16 protein-coding genes are annotated in these 17753 nt (G+C 42.1%); 1 reads left to right on the forward strand and 15 read right to left on the reverse strand.

Going from position 1 to position 17753, the window contains the following annotated elements; translation table 11 throughout:
* Nucleotides 1–26: 26 nt before the first annotated feature.
* The 9 genes from PGR74_RS13655 to PGR74_RS13695 form a co-directional block, all read right to left on the reverse strand.
* On the reverse strand, nucleotides 27–1019 hold the full coding sequence (locus PGR74_RS13655) for a vWA domain-containing protein (protein ID WP_041504511.1): 993 nt from the start codon (nucleotides 1017–1019) through the stop codon (nucleotides 27–29).
* 98 nt (nucleotides 1020–1117) lie between these two features.
* On the reverse strand, nucleotides 1118–2146 hold the full coding sequence (locus tag PGR74_RS13660) for a BatD family protein (protein WP_082027426.1): 1029 nt from the start codon (nucleotides 2144–2146) through the stop codon (nucleotides 1118–1120).
* A 46-nt stretch (nucleotides 2147–2192) separates the two neighbouring features.
* Nucleotides 2193–3071: a DUF58 domain-containing protein gene (locus PGR74_RS13665; protein WP_041504513.1), complete on the reverse strand. Its 879-nt coding sequence runs from the start codon at nucleotides 3069–3071 to the stop codon at nucleotides 2193–2195.
* Nucleotides 3072–3169: 98 nt separating this feature from the next.
* Nucleotides 3170–4162, reverse strand: coding sequence for an AAA family ATPase (locus tag PGR74_RS13670; RefSeq protein ID WP_041504514.1), 993 nt, complete (start codon nucleotides 4160–4162; stop codon nucleotides 3170–3172).
* Between the two features lie 462 nt (nucleotides 4163–4624).
* Nucleotides 4625–7069 carry a replication restart helicase PriA gene (gene priA, locus PGR74_RS13675; protein WP_041504516.1) on the reverse strand — a complete coding sequence of 815 codons (2445 nt, stop codon included), beginning with the start codon at nucleotides 7067–7069 and terminating at the stop codon, nucleotides 4625–4627.
* A 179-nt stretch (nucleotides 7070–7248) separates the two neighbouring features.
* Nucleotides 7249–8229 carry a 6-phosphofructokinase gene (gene pfkA, locus PGR74_RS13680; protein ID WP_041504709.1) on the reverse strand — a complete coding sequence of 327 codons (981 nt, stop codon included), beginning with the start codon at nucleotides 8227–8229 and terminating at the stop codon, nucleotides 7249–7251.
* A gap of 45 nt (nucleotides 8230–8274) precedes the next feature.
* Nucleotides 8275–9123, reverse strand: coding sequence for a 4-hydroxy-3-methylbut-2-enyl diphosphate reductase (locus PGR74_RS13685; RefSeq protein ID WP_041504518.1), 849 nt, complete (start codon nucleotides 9121–9123; stop codon nucleotides 8275–8277).
* Nucleotides 9107–9808, reverse strand: coding sequence for a (d)CMP kinase (gene cmk, locus PGR74_RS13690; protein ID WP_041504519.1), 702 nt, complete (start codon nucleotides 9806–9808; stop codon nucleotides 9107–9109). Before cmk ends, PGR74_RS13685 begins: the two co-directional genes overlap by 17 nt.
* A gap of 91 nt (nucleotides 9809–9899) precedes the next feature.
* Nucleotides 9900–10730 (reverse strand): hypothetical protein, encoded by an 831-nt coding sequence (locus PGR74_RS13695; RefSeq protein WP_041504520.1) that lies wholly within the window; start codon nucleotides 10728–10730, stop codon nucleotides 9900–9902.
* A gap of 288 nt (nucleotides 10731–11018) precedes the next feature.
* On the opposite strand from PGR74_RS13695, the gene PGR74_RS13700 reads away from it, so the two are divergent.
* Nucleotides 11019–13262 carry a DUF748 domain-containing protein gene (locus PGR74_RS13700; RefSeq protein ID WP_041504521.1) on the forward strand — a complete coding sequence of 748 codons (2244 nt, stop codon included), beginning with the start codon at nucleotides 11019–11021 and terminating at the stop codon, nucleotides 13260–13262.
* Between the two features lie 66 nt (nucleotides 13263–13328).
* Here the strand turns inward: PGR74_RS13700 and PGR74_RS13705 are convergent, their stop codons facing one another.
* The 6 genes from PGR74_RS13705 to PGR74_RS13730 form a co-directional block, all read right to left on the reverse strand.
* Nucleotides 13329–13742, reverse strand: coding sequence for a YybH family protein (locus PGR74_RS13705; protein ID WP_041504522.1), 414 nt, complete (start codon nucleotides 13740–13742; stop codon nucleotides 13329–13331).
* A 15-nt stretch (nucleotides 13743–13757) separates the two neighbouring features.
* Entirely contained in the window at nucleotides 13758–14204 is a 447-nt protein-coding gene (locus PGR74_RS13710; RefSeq protein ID WP_041504523.1) for a hypothetical protein, read from the reverse strand.
* A 419-nt stretch (nucleotides 14205–14623) separates the two neighbouring features.
* A complete protein-coding gene (locus PGR74_RS13715) occupies nucleotides 14624–15460 on the reverse strand; it encodes an arsenite methyltransferase (RefSeq protein WP_041504524.1) in 837 nt (278 codons plus the stop codon).
* A 57-nt stretch (nucleotides 15461–15517) separates the two neighbouring features.
* Nucleotides 15518–15838 (reverse strand): ArsR/SmtB family transcription factor, encoded by a 321-nt coding sequence (locus tag PGR74_RS13720; RefSeq protein ID WP_041504525.1) that lies wholly within the window; start codon nucleotides 15836–15838, stop codon nucleotides 15518–15520.
* Between the two features lie 390 nt (nucleotides 15839–16228).
* The gene (locus PGR74_RS13725) at nucleotides 16229–17368 is read right to left on the reverse strand and encodes an AAA family ATPase (RefSeq protein ID WP_041504526.1); all 1140 of its coding nucleotides are present in this window, start codon (nucleotides 17366–17368) and stop codon (nucleotides 16229–16231) included.
* Between the two features lie 198 nt (nucleotides 17369–17566).
* A partial coding sequence (locus PGR74_RS13730) for a hypothetical protein (protein WP_270517338.1) occupies nucleotides 17567–17753 on the reverse strand: 187 nt, incomplete at its 5' end.

The raw sequence follows: 17753 nt of genomic DNA on the forward strand, positions 1-17753 counted from the left end.
TTCATATAACATCTCCTCGATAACGATCACGGAATTTTCCGCAACAACGTGTACCGACATACGGATTCCAATATCAACAATAAAGCTCCGATCAAAGCAAAATAAAAATATTGCTCGTTTTTCTTACTAAAATGCTTTACTTCTATCTTACTTTTTTCCAATTGATCGATCTCCTGGTATATCTGAGCCAATTTAGCATTATCGGTCGCCCTGAAATATTTTCCTCCTGTCATATTGGCAATCTGCGTCAAGACATCTTCATCGATCTCCACGGGCATACGTTGCAATTGAACGCCAAAAGGAGTCTGTACCGGATAAGGGGCCTCTCCCAAAGACCCCACGCCAATCGTGTAAACACGAATACCGAAAGTATTAGCCAACTCGGCAGCCGTCATCGGAGCAATAGCCCCCCGATTGTTTACTCCATCCGTCAGCAAAATGATTACCTTCGACTTGGACGGACTGTCTTTCAAACGATTCACCGCATTGGCCAACCCCAATCCTATCGCCGTTCCATCCTCTATCATCCCGCTATGAATATCTTTCATCACATTGACTAACACGGCCTGATCCGTCGTCAGCGGACTTTGGGTAAAGCTCTCTCCCGCAAAAACCACCAAACCGATTCGATCCTGCGGACGCTCCAGTATAAATTTCGTGGCAACCTCTTTGGCAGCCTCCAAACGATCTGGAGTAAAATCCCGTGCCAGCATACTTCCGGAGATATCCAAAGCTAACATGATATCGATACCTTCGCTGTTATAAGTCTGCCAGCTGTTACTGGACTGAGGACGGGCAAGGGCAAATACTAAAAATACAATGGCCAGCACTCTCGCGACAAACAACAAATGACGAGCCCAAATCCGATTGCCCCGTTTCATCATTTTAAATATCCTGATAGAAGAAAACTGCAAATCAGCATGCGAACTTTTCTCCTTCAGTACGTACCAGATAATCATCGGTATCAATACCAACAATATCCAAAAATACCCAGGGCTTGCAAATTCATATCCAAACATAATCTTTTCATTTGAACATTCGACATTTGAAAAAGTTCACGCTCTCGAAAGAATCGCTCTTTTCCAAATCTACAAATGAATATATTTTCAAATCAATTCTACTTTTCTTCTCCCTCTTCCGCTTCCTTTCGTGCAGCCTCCTCCTTCTCCCGTTCTTCCCGCTCGCGGCTCTCTTTCTCCTGCTTTTCCCGCTCTTTTAACTCCTGTACCTGCTCGTTCGTATGGTTGACAAACTCAAAAGCGATATCCAAATTCCGGGCATTCTCATCCGGTAACGGCATCGCCTTGGCAAATTTCACGAAATCGGCAGTCTCAAACATCATCCCTAACTTATCCTTCAACGGTGCGGCCACCTCCCTGCACCCCTCCAAAGAGCGCATGGTCTCGAACGAAGTCTGCTCCATAGCCGGAATATCCAGCTCTCCATCCAAATAATTCCGGATCGCATCCGTCAATTGCGTATAATACTCCTTTGTCTTTCCACTTTGCCATAATTTTTCCTCCTTGATTTCGTTCAAGGCTTTCATTGCCAAATCATAAGGGGGAATAGCCGGTTTTTCGATAGCAAACAAAGGCTTATTGGCCCTACGCTTTTTAATGATCCACCAAACCAGCAACAGAATCACAAGACCTAATAAAACCCATAACAGATAAGGTAAGATTTCGGCAAAAGTCCAAGGCGTTGCTATCGGCATGACGATATCGTAATTTCCTTTCTGCTGATCCACTGCATACGTGTTTACGATCAATTGCATGGGATCTGTCCGCAACACATTGTTATAACTCTCTTTTTCCACTTGGATAGGCAAGGGTGGTATCCTGTAGACCCCTGAATCGAAGGAAGTGATCAGGTAAGCCTCCTGTATCAACATACGACCGTCTTTCTCCCTGATCGAATCCCGTACAGGACCGGAAATAACCTCGACACCGCTAACGATCGTATCTTTCAACAACGGAAAAACGACCCGAACACCCGGATCGGCCTTCACCTTCATTTTCAAATGAATCTGGTCGCCGATCATGATGTAGTTCGTGTCCAACTCGGCAATATATTCAATGTTTTGCGCCTTCACACCCGCGATACATCCCAGCAAAACAACAATCAATATAACTAACTTATTTTTCATGTTCATCTTTTGCTTTTATATTTCTTCTTCCGCCGCATTTTTATGTTTAATAACCGGCTCCCCGGCGTTTAAATAAAGCAATCAGGGACTTCACGTAATCCTCGTCAGAACTGATTGAAGCGACGTCTACCCCGGAATGTTTGAATACACGATCCAACTCCTTTTCCCGGTCAAATACATAACGGCGATAATCTTCCTGCACCCGGCGATCGGATGTGTCGACCCAAATGTGTTCGCCACTCTCCGCATCCGTTAAATACATCAGCCCGACAGGAGGAATCTCATTTTCCCGAGGATCATATACCCTTAACGCCACGATATCATGTTTTTTATTCGCAATCATTAAAGGATGCTCAAAATCATGATCATCCATAAAATCAGAGATTAAAAAACAAGTACAACGCTTTTTTATAGCATTGGTCAAATACTGTAAAGCCTCCGTTATATTGGTCCGCTTATCTTCAGGCTTAAAATCTATCAACTCCCGAATAATATGTAAGATATGAGTTCTTCCCTTTTTGGGTGGAATAAATTTCTCTATCTTATCCGAAAAGAAAATAACTCCGATTTTATCATTATTCTGTATGGCAGAAAAAGCCAAAACCGCGGCAATTTCGGTAATTTGATTTTTCTTTAATTTCGAAATCGTACCGAAGTTACGGGAGCCGCTTACATCAATCAGCAACATGACCGTCAGCTCCCGCTCTTCTTCGAATATCTTCACGTAAGGATGATTATAGCGAGCCGTCACGTTCCAATCGATACTCCGGATATCATCCCCGTATTGATATTCCCGAACTTCACTAAAAGTCATTCCTCGACCTTTAAAGGCCGAATGATATTCTCCCGCGAAAATATTTTTCGACAACCCCCGGGTTTTGATCTCTATTTTTCTGACTCGTTTTAACAGATCTGAAGTTTCCACCTTAATTCATTTTAGATTTACCGATTTTAAATTCGAAATTCCAGCCTCAAAACTGGTACTTGATCGGGATCCTGTTTCTACCCGAAACCATAAATCGATTAAGGTACCTCTACCGTGTTCAATATCTCGCTGATAATATCCTCGCTCGTCAAATTATTGGCCTCTGCCTCGTAACTCAAACCGATACGATGACGCAATACATCATGACAAACAGCCCTCACATCTTCCGGTATAACATAACCTCTACGTTTTATAAAGGCATAAGCCTGTGCCGCTTTGGCTAAACTGATACTTGCTCGAGGAGAAGCCCCGTAAGCGATCATAGAGACAAACTTCTCCAACCCGTGTTCCTGAGGATAACGCGTTGCAAAAACGATATCTACAATGTATTTCTCTATTTTCTCATCTAAGTAAACCTCTTTCACCACTTCGCGTGCCCGCATAATATCTTGCGGTTGCAATATCGTGTTGGCTTCCGGAAAACTCTTTTCCAAATTCTGACGGACAATTAATTTCTCTTCATCCTTTTTCGGGTAATCGATCACTACCTTCAACATAAAACGATCTACCTGCGCTTCCGGTAGCGGATAGGTACCTTCCTGCTCTATCGGATTCTGAGTGGCCATCACCAAAAAAGGTTCGTCCAATTTATAAGTCATATCCCCAATGGTAACCTGACGTTCCTGCATGGCTTCCAGTAAGGCCGATTGTACCTTTGCCGGAGCCCGGTTGATCTCATCGGCCAATATAAAGTTTGCAAATATCGGTCCGTGTTTCACAACAAACTCTTCCTTCTTCTGAGAATAGATCATAGTACCCACCACGTCGGCCGGTAATAAATCCGGAGTAAATTGAATTCTGCTAAACTTTGCATTGATAATATGAGCCAACGTATTTATTGCTAATGTTTTCGCCAACCCGGGAACACCTTCCAATAAAATATGCCCGTTTGATAACATGCCGATCATAAGTCCTTCGATCAAATGCTTCTGGCCTACGATCACCTTATTCATCTCCATGTTTATCATATCGACGAACGAACTTTCCTGCTGTATGCGTTCATTTAATGCTTTAATATCAACAGTATTCATATACTTAATATTTTAATTAGAAATTTATAATTCCACTTTTCATAATAACACGTAACGTAAAACCCCCGCTACATGTTTCAAAAGACACACCGAACTAAGTAATTTACCACCTTATTTTTTCGGTTTCCTCAAAAGTAAAGATTATTCACCCAAATGTTAAAATGGGTCCGCTAAAAAATGTTAATGCTAACTTTAAGTTTTTCCCAAAAAAATAGTAACCTCTTCCAAAATTTCCCGATAACCGACGTTTGCTATTTTATCCGATCCTTTCGTTTCCCTTGACGGACCAATTTAAGGCGACTGGTTACGAACATAAAAGTGCAAAAATGAATATTAACACACGTAAAAAAAAGATTAGTCGCCCCTATGCTCCCGATCCGCACCAAAGCACGCGACAAAGCAGGAATAATATAAACCGTCAACCCGAGAAGCAACTTCCATTTCCTTGCCAAATCCGACGGATCACATGGGATCCACATCAAAATACACCTTCAACGTCCGGTAATTATTAAGAGTAAGCAGTTCGACGATCGCCCCTTTCAGAAAAGATTTCAGTTTGGATAAGGATAAAGCGGGTTCTGCCTTTATTAACAACTGAATCCGTTGCATTTCCCGAATACGCGAAACTTCAGGAACGGCAGGTCCATACACGCGTCCAGCCAATCTCGACCTCAACCGTTCCGCCAACTCGTTAGCGGCACGACGAAGTAGAAGCTCATCCTTATGACGCAACTCCAATTGTATCAAACGGCCAAAAGGAGGATACCCGAAAAATTCCCGCTCCCGGGCTAAGGCTTCATAAAAAAGAGAAAAACTCCCCCGCGCCACCCATTGGTAAACCCGGTTATCCGGATCCGAAAGCTGTATGACAACTTTTCCCCGCTCTCCTTTCCGCCCGCTTCGCCCGCTGACCTGCGTCAACATAGCGTAAGTACGCTCCTCGGCACGAAAATCAGGGTATCCTATCAAACTATCCGCATCCATCACTCCGACCAACTTCACCCGCTCGAAATCGAGTCCCTTGGAAACCATCTGCGTTCCGATTAAGATATCGAAATCCCCCGCTTCAAAACGATCGATCAACATCTTGTACTTCGTCTTGCTGTTCATCGCCTCCAAATCCATCCTGGCCACCCGGGCCCCGGGGAAAAGCTCCGACACCTCCTCTTCGATACGTTCCGTTCCGGGAGTTCGCTGAATATAACGTCCCTGTCCGCACTCCTCGCATAAAGACGGAACGGGACGAAGACTTCCGCAATAATGACAACTCAGGGTACTCCTGTATTTATAATAGGTCATACTTACGTCGCAACGCTTACAACGGGGAATCGCACCGCAACGGTCACACTGCAAATAAGTAGAATAACCTCTTCGATTCTGCAATAAGATAACCTGCATCCCTTTTTCCAATACCCGTTTTACCTCTTCGTACAATACCGGAGTAAAAGCACCTTTCATCAACTTTTTCCGACGAAATTCCTTCATATCGGCAAAAACCAACTCCGGCATTTTCACGTCTCCGTACCTGATATTCATCTGGATCAAATCGTACTTTCCACTCATCGCGTTCCCGTAACTTTCGAAAGAGGGTGTCGCTGATCCCAAAACGATTTTAGCCCCGAACATCTTTCCCAACATAATCGCCGCATCCCTCCCGTTATACCTGGGTGAAGGCTCTTTTTGCTTATAAGAACTCTCGTGCTCTTCATCTACAATGACTAAGCCTAACTTCTGAAAAGGCAAGAAAACAGAAGAACGCACCCCCAACACGAGTCGATACGGAGCATCTCCGTTTTGTTTTTTCCACATCTCTACCCGGGCCCTGTCGGACATACCCGAATGATAGATCCCGACCTGATTACCGAAAGCTTTTTGTAATCTCCTCACGATCTGTACGGTCAACGCAATTTCCGGCAACAGGTACAACACCTGTTTGCCTTGAGCCAATACTTCCCGTATCAAATGAATATATACTTCGGTTTTGCCGGAAGATGTCACCCCCTGCAACAAAACACAATCTTTCTTTTTAAAAGAATCCCGGATTTGCATTAAAGCGAGTTCCTGGGTATCCGAAAGCCTGTTAACCTCCCTTTCACCCCGTTCATCCTCGTCATGCCAAGGGACTTCTACCGAATTTATTTTCAATATTTCCCGGTCGCATAAAGACTTTAAGGCTACCGCAGAGTTCCCGATCAAACGGGAAAAATCTTCTTTAATGATAAAATCCACACCCTGTACCTCGCAATAATCAATCCATTTGCACAACATACGGTATTGTACCGGGGCCCTCTTTAAGGTATCTAACAAACGGGATAACTCCTCCTCTTCAAATCGATGCGCCCAACAAACCCTTTTTTCCCGTTTGGGTTTAAAAAGATCATCAACTTTCTCCTTTATCGTAACCACCCCCTGATCTAACAGACTCTTTACAATATTAACCGCCTGACTACTCTTTAAGCACTTTTCAATCTCCGTGACGGAAAGAAACTCTCCCGGACGCAACAGATTCAATACTTTTTTTTCGGCATCGCTAAATATCTTATCTTCAATATCCGTCTCCGTCAACCTCACACAGGTATGACTCTCCAAACGCATGGCAACAGGAAAGGCAGCCCGAATGACATCTCCCGCAGGAGCCATGTAATATTCACTCATCCACAATAAAAACTTCAAATGCTTTTCCGAAAGAATAAATCCCGCCTCCATCACCCGATCTATAGGCTTTACGGTAATCCCTTCCGGCTTTTGAGTATGTAAAGCGTACACGACGCCCGTGTACCGCTTCTTCCCGGCAAAGGAAATAGCAACAAGTCCCCCTTTCGTTACCGCATGCTCCCATTCTTCCGGTACCGAATACGTAAAAAAGCCCTCTACTCCCAAAGGAACAATAACATCCGCGTAAACCAAGCTAAAACTTCAAGTTTATATTTACGATTATATCAAACGCTCTAATTGTAAATTGAACGCCGTTTTTTAAGTTACCATCCACCATCGTCAATCTTTCTAATCCCTCAATCACGTAATCACCCTAATCACGTAATCTCTCAATCCCCCGATCCTTTAATCCGTCAATCTAAAATCTGCAATTAAATCGACAGTATTTCCAAAAGCCCCAACAGATTATGATTTAACGGTTTGGAATTTTTTATCGCCTTATTGAAAGGTACGTGCACGACCTCTTTATTCATGATCCCTACCATAATACTCATCTGGTCGTCCATTAAAGCATCTACGGCCGCGACTCCTAACGTACTGGCCGTTACCCGGTCAAAGGCAGAAGGAGAACCACCTCGTTGAATATGCCCTAAAACCGTTACCCGTACATCATAATCCGGATGTTTCTCAGATATCTTTTCCGCAATCGTGTACGCCCCTCCTGATTTCTCACCCTCAGCCACGATCACGATGCCGCTGGATTTATGTGGCTTATAGTCGTGTTCCAAATACTGATTCAACGCATCCAAATCCGTCTTGATCTCCGGGACAAGAACGGCCTCCGCTCCCGTAGCCACAGCCGAGCGCAAGGCAATAAATCCCGCATCGCGTCCCATGACCTCGATAAAAAACAAACGGTTATGCGCACTTGCCGTATCCCTGATCTTGTCGACAGCTTCCACCACCGTATTCACCGCCGTATCGTAACCGATCGTATAATCCGTGCCGTAAAGATCATTATCGATCGTTCCGGGTATCCCCACAATAGGCACATCATGTTCCTGTATCATCTCGCGAGCCCCGGAAAAAGTTCCGTCACCCCCGATAACTACCAGGGCATCTATACCATGCTTTTTCAAACACTCGTAAGCCTGAGTCCGTCCTTCCGGTGTCCGGAAAGCTTCGCTCCTCGCCGTTTTCAATATCGTCCCCCCCCGTTGTATAATATTACTCACGTCATGAGATTGCAAACGTCTCACATTACCCGAAATTAATCCTTCATATCCGTCATAAATACCATAAGCTTCACAACCATTAAAAATAGCAGCTCTTACAACCGCACGAATAGCGGCATTCATTCCCGGCGCATCACCTCCTGAGGTTAAAACACCTATTTTTTTTATTCTTCCCATAGTAATCTCCTGATAAACGTTATTGTTTAAAACGGTCTTATATAATTAAAAAGGGTCTGTTTCCAACCGATGTAAAATAGCCTCCATAACCCAATGAGGTGTCGAGGTCGCTCCCGTAATACCTACACTTCGAGCATCCCGGATCATCTCTTCACGGATATCATCCTCTCCCTGAACAAAATAAGTACGGGGATTCACGTCCCGACAAACCGCAAAAAGTTGTCTGCCGTTCGAACTTTTTTCCCCGCTCACAAAAAGGATCACATCATGACGAGCCGCAAACTCCTTTAATTGAGGAATACGATTCGCCACCTTCCGGCAAATCGTATCATTTACGGTTACCGAATTCCTGGCCCTGGCTTTAACCCTCTCCACCATACTCCGAAAACCGTCTAAACTTTTGGTCGTTTGAGAAAACAATATAACCGGACGGGAAAAATCAATATTTTCGATATCCGTTTCATCTTCCACGACCACGGCCTCCCCGTTCGTTTGAGCGACCAAACCGTTTACCTCAGCATGTCCCCGTTTCCCGTATATAACAACCTGAGCCTCCTTTTCCGTTAAAAAAGCCTTGCGAATCTTTTGCTGCAAATTCAACACGACAGGGCAAGATGCATCTATGATCTCCACGTGATTCTGCTCCGCCATCCGGTAAGAACTGGGCGGCTCTCCGTGAGCACGGAACAATACCCGGCAATTCTTCAAACGGGCAAAAACCTCATGATCGATCGTATACAACCCCAACTTTCTCAGTCGTTCTACCTCCAGGCTGTTATGTACGATATCCCCGATACAGTATAGAGGACCGCGCGTCAACTCCTCCTCTGCCTTTTCGATAGCATTGACGACACCAAAACAAAAACCAGAGTTCTCATCAATCTCGACCTTCATATTTTGATTTTATCACTTTCAACATCTCCGACACTTCCTCCTCGATAGACATCTTCCCGTTATCAATAACGATAGCATCCGGTGTCCTCCTCAACGGACTGACCTCCCGGTTTTCATCGATATAATCTCGTTTACGAACATTCTCTTCAACCTCTTCATAAGTCACCTTTTCCCCCTTCTCCACCAACTCTTTGTAACGGCGCTGAGCCCGTATTTCCGGAGCAGCCGTCATAAAGAACTTAACTTCCGCATGAGGAAACACGACACTTCCTATATCCCGCCCGTCCATCACGACACCCCCTTCTTCGGCCATCTCCCGTTGCTTACGTACCAGTACCTCTCTCACATAAGGAATCGCCGCGATCAAACTGACAGAATCGGATACATCCATCCGACGGATCGCATCCTCCACGTAAACCCCGTTCAAATAAGATTCGTATCGATTTTTCTCCCGGTTGTATTTAAATCCAAAAACAATCCTTTGCAACTCCTCTTTCAATCGCTTGTCATCCACTCCGTCCACCGACAGCATACCCTCGGATATCGCCCTGTAGGTTACCATTCGATACATCGCTCCCGTATCGATATAGGTATACCCCAAACGTGCCGCTAAAATCTTGGAAACCGTACTTTTACCGGTGGATGAATAACCGTCAACAGCAATAATCAAACCTTTCTTTTCCATTCTTTTACTCTTCTGTTCAATTGCGAAGATATAAAAAAAGAGGATAACCACCGCGATTACCCTCCGTTATATTTTTATTACGAATCAAAGACTATCTTACTACTTGCATCAATTTACGAGCCTTCTCCTGAAAGTTCTGATTTTTCGATTTTTCAGCGATAGCATTGGCCAAACGAGCGTATTTCTCAGCAACATCCTTAAATCCACACTTTTGAGATATCAAGGCGTAATTGTATATAGCATCGAAATCCTTAGCAGACTCTACGGTCTTACCCGCCCATAACTGTATTACCTTTAACCTGGAAACATCATTCATGATCTCTAACGCTCCATCCGTGATCTCTTTGATCATTTTGCGATTCTCCGGAAAATAACGGAAAAGCTTCCGGGCTTTATAAAAATAATCTTCCGATTTACGCTCCGAACGTAATTCCCGGATATAAAAATAATCAGCAACCACATCGTAATGTTCGTATCCGGATTTTTTCAACGATTCCAAATAATTCCGGTATTGAATCTTATCCTTATCGTAAAAACGCTCCAGATGCCCTACTAATACGTTATCCAACTTCTGGAAAACATCATCTTTAGAATAAGACTGTATAAATTTAAGTTGGTTTTTGAACAAATATTTTATCTGCGGCGCATCGACATCATCCACGAAATCCCGAATAATAGACCAGTTATACTCTTTCAAGTAATCCGTCTCGCTCTGAGTCTTAAAATAGCGCTCTACCACATCACTATTCGGCTTACCTTGATTTTTTAATTCTTTCAATAATTGAATCGTATTTTGTGCATCTGCCGGATTTGCTTCAAATTTTCGTACCAACTCATCCAATGCCACCATCTCTTTCTCATGGGCTTCAACTTCTACCAAATTGAATAATAACATCCCAACAACTAAAATAATTTTCAACATAGTATCATCAATTTTAATCTTCTGCTTATATAACACCAAAGGGTAGCAAAAGGGTGACTCTAAAATCTATTTTAACTTAATTTTTAACAGGATTTAATCATTTAAGTAACAAAATCGAACTAAATCACTCTTTTTAATAAAAAATTGAAACTATGGAATCCTCTATAGTATATACCAAAAACTCAAGCAAGAATTAGACTTAAAACCACTGCCGAAAGGATCCATTTTGCATTTTTTTGATAATTTCGCGATTGGATTTATGACGATTTATAGATAAAAATTAAAATCATGAAGAAGATCACTAAGATTATTATTATCACATTGGTTATTTTTTTTAGTCTGATAATTATCGGTATTTTAATAGCCCCGCCTATCGCTAAAAACTACATTAATAAACACGGGAAAGAATTAATCGGCCGCAAAGTAACGATAGAAAAACTCTATGCCAATCTTTTCACGGGTTATAACAGGATTTGCGGTTTTACCTTGTATGAAACAAACGATTCCGATACCTTTATCTCGTTCGACACGTTAGTAGTAGATCTCTCCTTGTATCGTTTAATCGTTAACGAACTAAGAATAAACGAGATATCACTTATAAATCCGAAAGTAAACCTTTGGCAAAAAGGCGAGACATTCAACTTCACCGATCTGTTGAAAAAACATTCGACGGATACGCTCACAGCTCCGGAAGATACGACTTCAAATACCTCCTCCCTGGCAATAGCCATCTACAATATTAATCTCGCGGGAGGACATATACGATACAAAGATCTGATCCGCAACTCCCTATGGGATATGGAAGATATGAACCTGCGTATTCCGGGAGTCTATTTCAGCGGACAAAATACAGATGTAGGCATTAATTTAAATTTCAGTAACGGAGGTTCATTACAGACTCAAACCCAATATAATCTGACGGACGGAGAGTATCTGGTTCATTTGAATTTAAACAATTTCGCCATCGACAATCTCCAAGCTTACCTGGCGGATTACGTGAAGATCGGTCGATTGAACGGCTCGCTCTCCGCCGATTTGGAAATCGCGGGAAACACGAACCACATCATGGACATCTCGATAAAAGGGCTTACCTCTTTACGAGAATTACATATCACTGATGAAAAAGCACAAAAAATAGTCTCTATCGACTCTGTCGGTCTGGATATAGAAGAGATCAATCCCGGAACAGCTAAGTTCCGTTTCAACGCGTTAGCCATCCATAAATTCAGCTCCTCGTTCGAACTCTACTCCGACCACAATAACTACACGGCATTTCTCAAAGAAGAATCGGGAACGCCAGCGGATACCGTGCCCGAAACACCGACCGCCGCACCGGACACGACCGCTATCCCCATGGATTTACGTTTGGGAAAATTAGCCGTAACCGAATCCGATTTCACGTTTAACGATCATACCCTGCACAAGCCGTTCTCTTTTCGCATGGACAAATTAAGTATCATTTCCGATACGTTGACTCTATCGGGCGTTAACCACATTCGCCTTCAAACGAAATTACCGGACGGTGGATCAGCCTATATCAACTGGAAAGGTAAACTGGACGACATCAGCAACCTGGATCTGACGTTAGCTATCAAAAACCTGAACCTGATCGAATTTACCCCTTACTGCTTACAATATTTCGGTTACCCGATCCGAAAAGGGAACCTTGCGTTCACCAGCATAAACACGGTGAAGAAAAGCCAATTGGAAGGGCGTAACTCATTAGACGTATTCGCTTGCGAATTGGAAAACAAACAAAAAGGACTTAAAGTAGAGTATAACCTTCCTTTAAAAACGGCCCTCTACCTGATCAAAGACAAAAACGATAAAATCAACATGAATCTTCCGGTCAGCGGAAATATCTCCTCTCCCGAATTTTCATACCGTAAACTCATCTTTAAAACGCTGACAAACCTTCTGATCAAAGTAGCCGTGTCTCCCGTCTCTTTTTTAGCCAATTCATTAGGTTTCTCTCCCGACAAATTGAGTTCCATTCCCCTGACTGCCACCCAATGGGATTTCACATCCGAACAATATTCCACCTTCAATGCCTTAACGGAATTAATCAAGGCTAAACCGGACATGACGCTGACCCTGGAACAAGAGATCGACCGGGAAGCCGCTTACAACGAGATAGCCCTGTTCGATATCAAAAAAGATTACTATCTTTCACTACATTCCGAAAAAAGCGATACCACGCTACAAGCCATCGATTACGCTAAAATTATGGAAATCGAAACCAAAGACCCGAACTTCAACAGCTACCTGAACAGCAAGGTAGACCCAAGTATCTCCACCCTTTCCGTACAGGAAAAAACACGGTCCCTCCTGTCTGCGGCATTTGTGGAATCACAAATAAATCGTTTGATAGAATTACGCAACAGACAGACATTCAATTACCTGACAACCCAAGGCATCCCCGCCGACCACCTGAAAGTCACCACCTCTCAGGCGACCGATTATTCCGGCAAACACCAATACAAAATCAACCTCGTCCTGGAAGAAGACCAGCAAAGCGAAATCACCGAATAACCCTCGGGTATTTTCGGGGACGGTTTCAAAATACATTTTCGTGCTTGAAACCGTCCCCGAAAAACATCAATGGTTAGGCAAGACAAAAGACCAATGCGTGTGCACGATCCGCCATCGGTCGGATGAATCTGACTTATACACCTCTGTACAATGCATTCTAAACACCTGCCCATCCCCATGAGCCTCATAATCGTACGCTAAGACGGCAGTCTCCGAGGATAACAATATAACAGGCCGTATCATCTCATACAAATCTATTTTAACCTTCCCCCGGACACGATCATAATATTCCTCTAAGGCTTTCTTACCTTCAAGTTTATTTTCCAAAGCGGGATCGAAGTAAACGACATCATCGGATGACAACTCTATAAACCCATCCGGATCTCCATGATTCCATCGCTCTAAAGCCTGTTTCTCCAAGGATAATATCGTGACTCTAATCCCCTCCTCGTCCAATGATACATGTACATTTTCCTTCATAAAATCAACATCTGTTTATACCGTTTCCCGTCTAACCCGGATATAAACCCAATGGTAAGTAAACAAAAGCACGATAATGACGATAGAAATCGCAACGACATTATACCACTCTACGGTCAGATCGCTCCAAGCCATACCGCCTGAATGCCTATTACTCATATCTTTGGTAAGTCTTCCCAAACAAATGCCGTAAAAAATTCCCGTAAACCGGATAACCTGCAGCACGGCTTTATTAACATAACGACGCGTGAAAATCATAGCGACTCCGAGTAAAGTAGACGCGACAAACCCTATTTTAGTATAAAACAACTGTTTTCCCAAAACTTCACCGGTTTCCCCGGTCACGTAACATTGAATTACCATAAAAAGAGCGATTGCAAGCCCTACTAACGAGCACAACCAAACTCCTTTCAATAATAAAAGTCCGATCTGTTTTTTTGAATCTAAAATTTCTATTTTCATACTACAAATATTCATTTGTTATCACACATGTCCTCACAAACAACATTTATTTCAACAACTTCGTAAATATAATAATTTTTTTTAACTTACAATAAAATATAAAATCAGTCACCCATAGAGGATAACATTGAAAATCAGCGATACATCTATATACCCGGCTGAAACATATAAATCTATAAAATCATTCTCGGCATACGGTTATTGATAGGGTTCCAAAAACGTTTGGCTACTCTTCTTTGCGGCATCCCATGATTGACGTCCGCTTTTTCTATGCTGTTCTTTTTAAATATAAAAACACTATTGGACTATAGCGTATTTTCTATAGCCGTATGCGCTTTCACACTTTATAAAAAATAATCCGAATTCTTGCAAAACGAATTTGTAAGCTACTATGACAAGGTTTACGGGGTACTTATGATTTACTTACAACAACTATTCGACAAACAACAAGATTTTGGCTTTTCCGCGTAAACCGTGATACTGAAAATTACCGTCGGATTAGCTTTATATTCTGTAATCTCGTTATCACTCAAATAACGCTTAAGTATATCGTCAGGTACTATAATCGGTTTTTGTTTTTGAAGGATTACATTCGTGAATCCCGCCTCCGCGACATAACCGAGGTATTCCGTTTTATCGATGGCACTTGCAACACAACCGGCATACATTTCAGCCGCCGATTTGATCTTCTCCGGCAAATTACCCGTAAGAACGATATCGGATATGCTAAAATGCCCTCCGGGCTTTAATACTCTGTAAATATCGGCAAACACGGCACGTTTATCGGGTACGAGATTAAGAACGCAGTTACTGACAATAACATCGGCAACCTCATCCGATACCGGCATATTTTCGATATCCCCTTCCCGAAACTCGACATTGTTAAAACCTCGCGTTTCAGCGTTCTTTCTGGCTTTGGCAATCATGGCAGGAGTAAAATCAATACCGATTACCTTTCCGGTTTCCCCGGTTTCCGCTCTTGCAACAAAACAATCATTTCCGGCACCGCTCCCCAGATCTATCACGGTATCCCCTTTTCTAATTTTCGCGTATCGAGTAGGCAGACCACACCCCAACCCCAAGTCGGCATCCGGATTGTAACCATCGAGTTCATTGTACTCCTCACTCATAATACGATATACTTCCGTGGAGCATCCGCCGGAACCACAACAGGAGGATTGATTTGTCTCTTTATCTTGTAAGGCTATCTCACTGTATTTTTGCCTTACCATCTCTTTGATCTTATTTTTATCCATAAATTGTAATTATTTATCATTCGTAATATTGCGAACATTATATATAAAAAATATATGCTAACAGCATACATCTTTATTTTCCGGCAATTCTCTCAAGAAATTCTGGAACAGCTCGCGGGCCAAGTCCCAGGTTCTTCTATTTATACAGTATCTTACTTTGGGTGTTTCAATTTCCCCCTGAATCAGCCCGGCATCTTTCAACTCCTTGAGATGTTGTGATACGGTTGCTTTGGCAATGGGTAAAATCTCGTGAATATCACCGAAAAAACAGGTATCCTGACCTGCAAGAAAAGAAAGTATTGCTATACGGTGAGGATGTCCCATTGCTTTGGCAATCCGTGCTAATCTCTCCTGTTTACTCATTTCTGGCTTTTTCATACTTTTATATTGTTCGCAAATATACGAACAATATCTTATACAAAGAATCTATTTAGGAATAATTGAGAGAAACAAACAGCTTTTATCCAAGTTCCCCTTACACCAACACCCCTCTCCCTCCGGATTACTACACGATAAATTCAAACAAAAAATTAGTGATTTGCAGGGACGGTTCTTTTGGGGTGACAAAAATCACATCCAAGAACCATCATCAAGTTTTTTTAGATCACCAGCAAATCCACAAAAATTGTACATGTTAGTAAAGCGCAGCTCTCAATAACCCAACTTTAGCTCACACAAACATCTGACAATTAACTATATTAAAAAATATATACCCATATTCAAAGAACGAAAGCGGAGTACTCCCATGTTTGACGGTTATATCTCCGACTATAACCCACATGCAAAATATTGATTTTTAAGCCAGTAATAATACATCGGGTCTTGAAACGAAAGCTTATTCGCTTTATTGTCCAAAATATCTTTCTCTATAAGAGATTTTTTTGAACGAGTTACGTTACCGGACGACGTTAAGCGGTAATGAGCAATCACCTTGGCTGATGACAATGTTGTTTCTCCCGCAACCATTGCTTTTAAAAAGTTTATCTGATTATTGGTTAGCGACTCCGTAATCGTTACAAACAATAAACTTAATTGTTCGACGATAGTGATATGAGCCTCTTTTACAATCTCTTCCGTGCAAGAATCACTTGTCCTAAGCCATGCTTGTTGCGCAAGCTGTTGAACATAGTACGGGTGGTTGTCTGCTAAGCCGACAATCAGGCGTGCTTGTGTTTCGGTTATGATTTTACCTGTCTTTGAGAATTGTTCCGTGATGAATGCAACCCACGAAGGGGTGTCTATTTTTTCAAGAAACAGCAAATCACCAAACTTATAAAACGGCATTGACGAATTGGTAAATACATCGAGCATCATGTGTCGTTTACTTCCATAGAGGCAGTAAGAAACATATTGATGTTGCTGCCAATGCGAACGCAGTTTTTTCTGAAAGTAAAGCGGATCATTAAATTCGGCAATATTCTGGAATTCATCGACACATACAACTATACGAATTCCCTTGTCTATCGCAATTCGTTCAGCTAAATCTAAAATCTCATCTGGATTTTTTCTTATTTCATTCCAATCGAACTCAAGAGAGATTTCGTTTCGCGTATCACCGGCAAGAACAATTTTGGGAATAATTCGGGTGAAAAATTTTTTAACCGAATCAATAGACTCTTCCCATCTCGAAGAGGTGGTTTTCAGAATGTTCATAGCAAGGAGCTCGTAAAAATGCTCTTCATTGCGCACGTTAAAAAGGTCAATCTTACAAATCTTGAGTTTTTCATTTTGCGAAATTGCAATATCGGCAGCCTTGGCAACAAGAGAACTTTTCCCCCAACGTCTCGGAGAGATTATAATCGTATTGATGAGTGAATTAAAATTAGAGACCAGCAACGCGGTCTCTTTTTCCCTGTCGGTGAAATTTTCCGCCTTGGCTATTCTTCCGAAAATAAATGGTGTATTCATTGTAAAATCCGTTTTATGAAACAAATATATGAAACAAATTTGTTTTAAACAAAAATGTTTCATAATAAAGCTACCTGCAAAATAGCATCGGAACCATCTTAAAAATCAATTCATTTCAAAGTAATTCCCGTATGATCAATAAGTACAAAAAATCTTCCAGCCGGATCAATAAACAAAATAGGGCTATTAGTACAATAATTATAAGAACTCGAAGAGTAATATTTCTCGGCCATCGGATCGACACAGAACCATATCTGCCAAGTTAATATAGTGGGATGTCAACATGGTTCCGGTCTTTACCGCTACTAACAAATTTAAAACATTATATTCGAAATTAAAAATAAAACAAACGAGGGAATGCCCAAAAGACATTCCCCCGTAACTA

The sequence above is a fragment of the Sanguibacteroides sp. AM78-02pH3A genome (assembly GCF_027666085.1).
GTDB classification, from domain to species: Bacteria; Bacteroidota; Bacteroidia; order Bacteroidales; family Marinifilaceae; genus Gabonibacter; species Gabonibacter massiliensis.

Coding starts and splice junctions, on each gene's coding strand:
- PGR74_RS13705 (WP_041504522.1), bottom strand. CDS start 13,742: ATGAAGGAAAATGTACATGTATCATTGGACGAGGAGGGGATTAGAGTC.
- PGR74_RS13685 (WP_041504518.1), bottom strand. CDS start 9,123: ATGAAGGTCGAGATTGATGAGAACTCTGGTTTTTGTTTTGGTGTCGTC.
- PGR74_RS13710 (WP_041504523.1), bottom strand. CDS start 14,204: ATGAAAATAGAAATTTTAGATTCAAAAAAACAGATCGGACTTTTATTA.
- PGR74_RS13655 (WP_041504511.1), bottom strand. CDS start 1,019: ATGTTTGGATATGAATTTGCAAGCCCTGGGTATTTTTGGATATTGTTG.
- PGR74_RS13720 (WP_041504525.1), bottom strand. CDS start 15,838: ATGAAAAAGCCAGAAATGAGTAAACAGGAGAGATTAGCACGGATTGCC.
- cmk (WP_041504519.1), bottom strand. CDS start 9,808: ATGGAAAAGAAAGGTTTGATTATTGCTGTTGACGGTTATTCATCCACC.
- PGR74_RS13700 (WP_041504521.1), top strand. CDS start 11,019: ATGAAGAAGATCACTAAGATTATTATTATCACATTGGTTATTTTTTTT.
- PGR74_RS13660 (WP_082027426.1), bottom strand. CDS start 2,146: ATGAAAAATAAGTTAGTTATATTGATTGTTGTTTTGCTGGGATGTATC.
- PGR74_RS13670 (WP_041504514.1), bottom strand. CDS start 4,162: ATGAATACTGTTGATATTAAAGCATTAAATGAACGCATACAGCAGGAA.
- PGR74_RS13725 (WP_041504526.1), bottom strand. CDS start 17,368: ATGAATACACCATTTATTTTCGGAAGAATAGCCAAGGCGGAAAATTTC.
- pfkA (WP_041504709.1), bottom strand. CDS start 8,229: ATGGGAAGAATAAAAAAAATAGGTGTTTTAACCTCAGGAGGTGATGCG.
- PGR74_RS13715 (WP_041504524.1), bottom strand. CDS start 15,460: ATGGATAAAAATAAGATCAAAGAGATGGTAAGGCAAAAATACAGTGAG.
- PGR74_RS13695 (WP_041504520.1), bottom strand. CDS start 10,730: ATGTTGAAAATTATTTTAGTTGTTGGGATGTTATTATTCAATTTGGTA.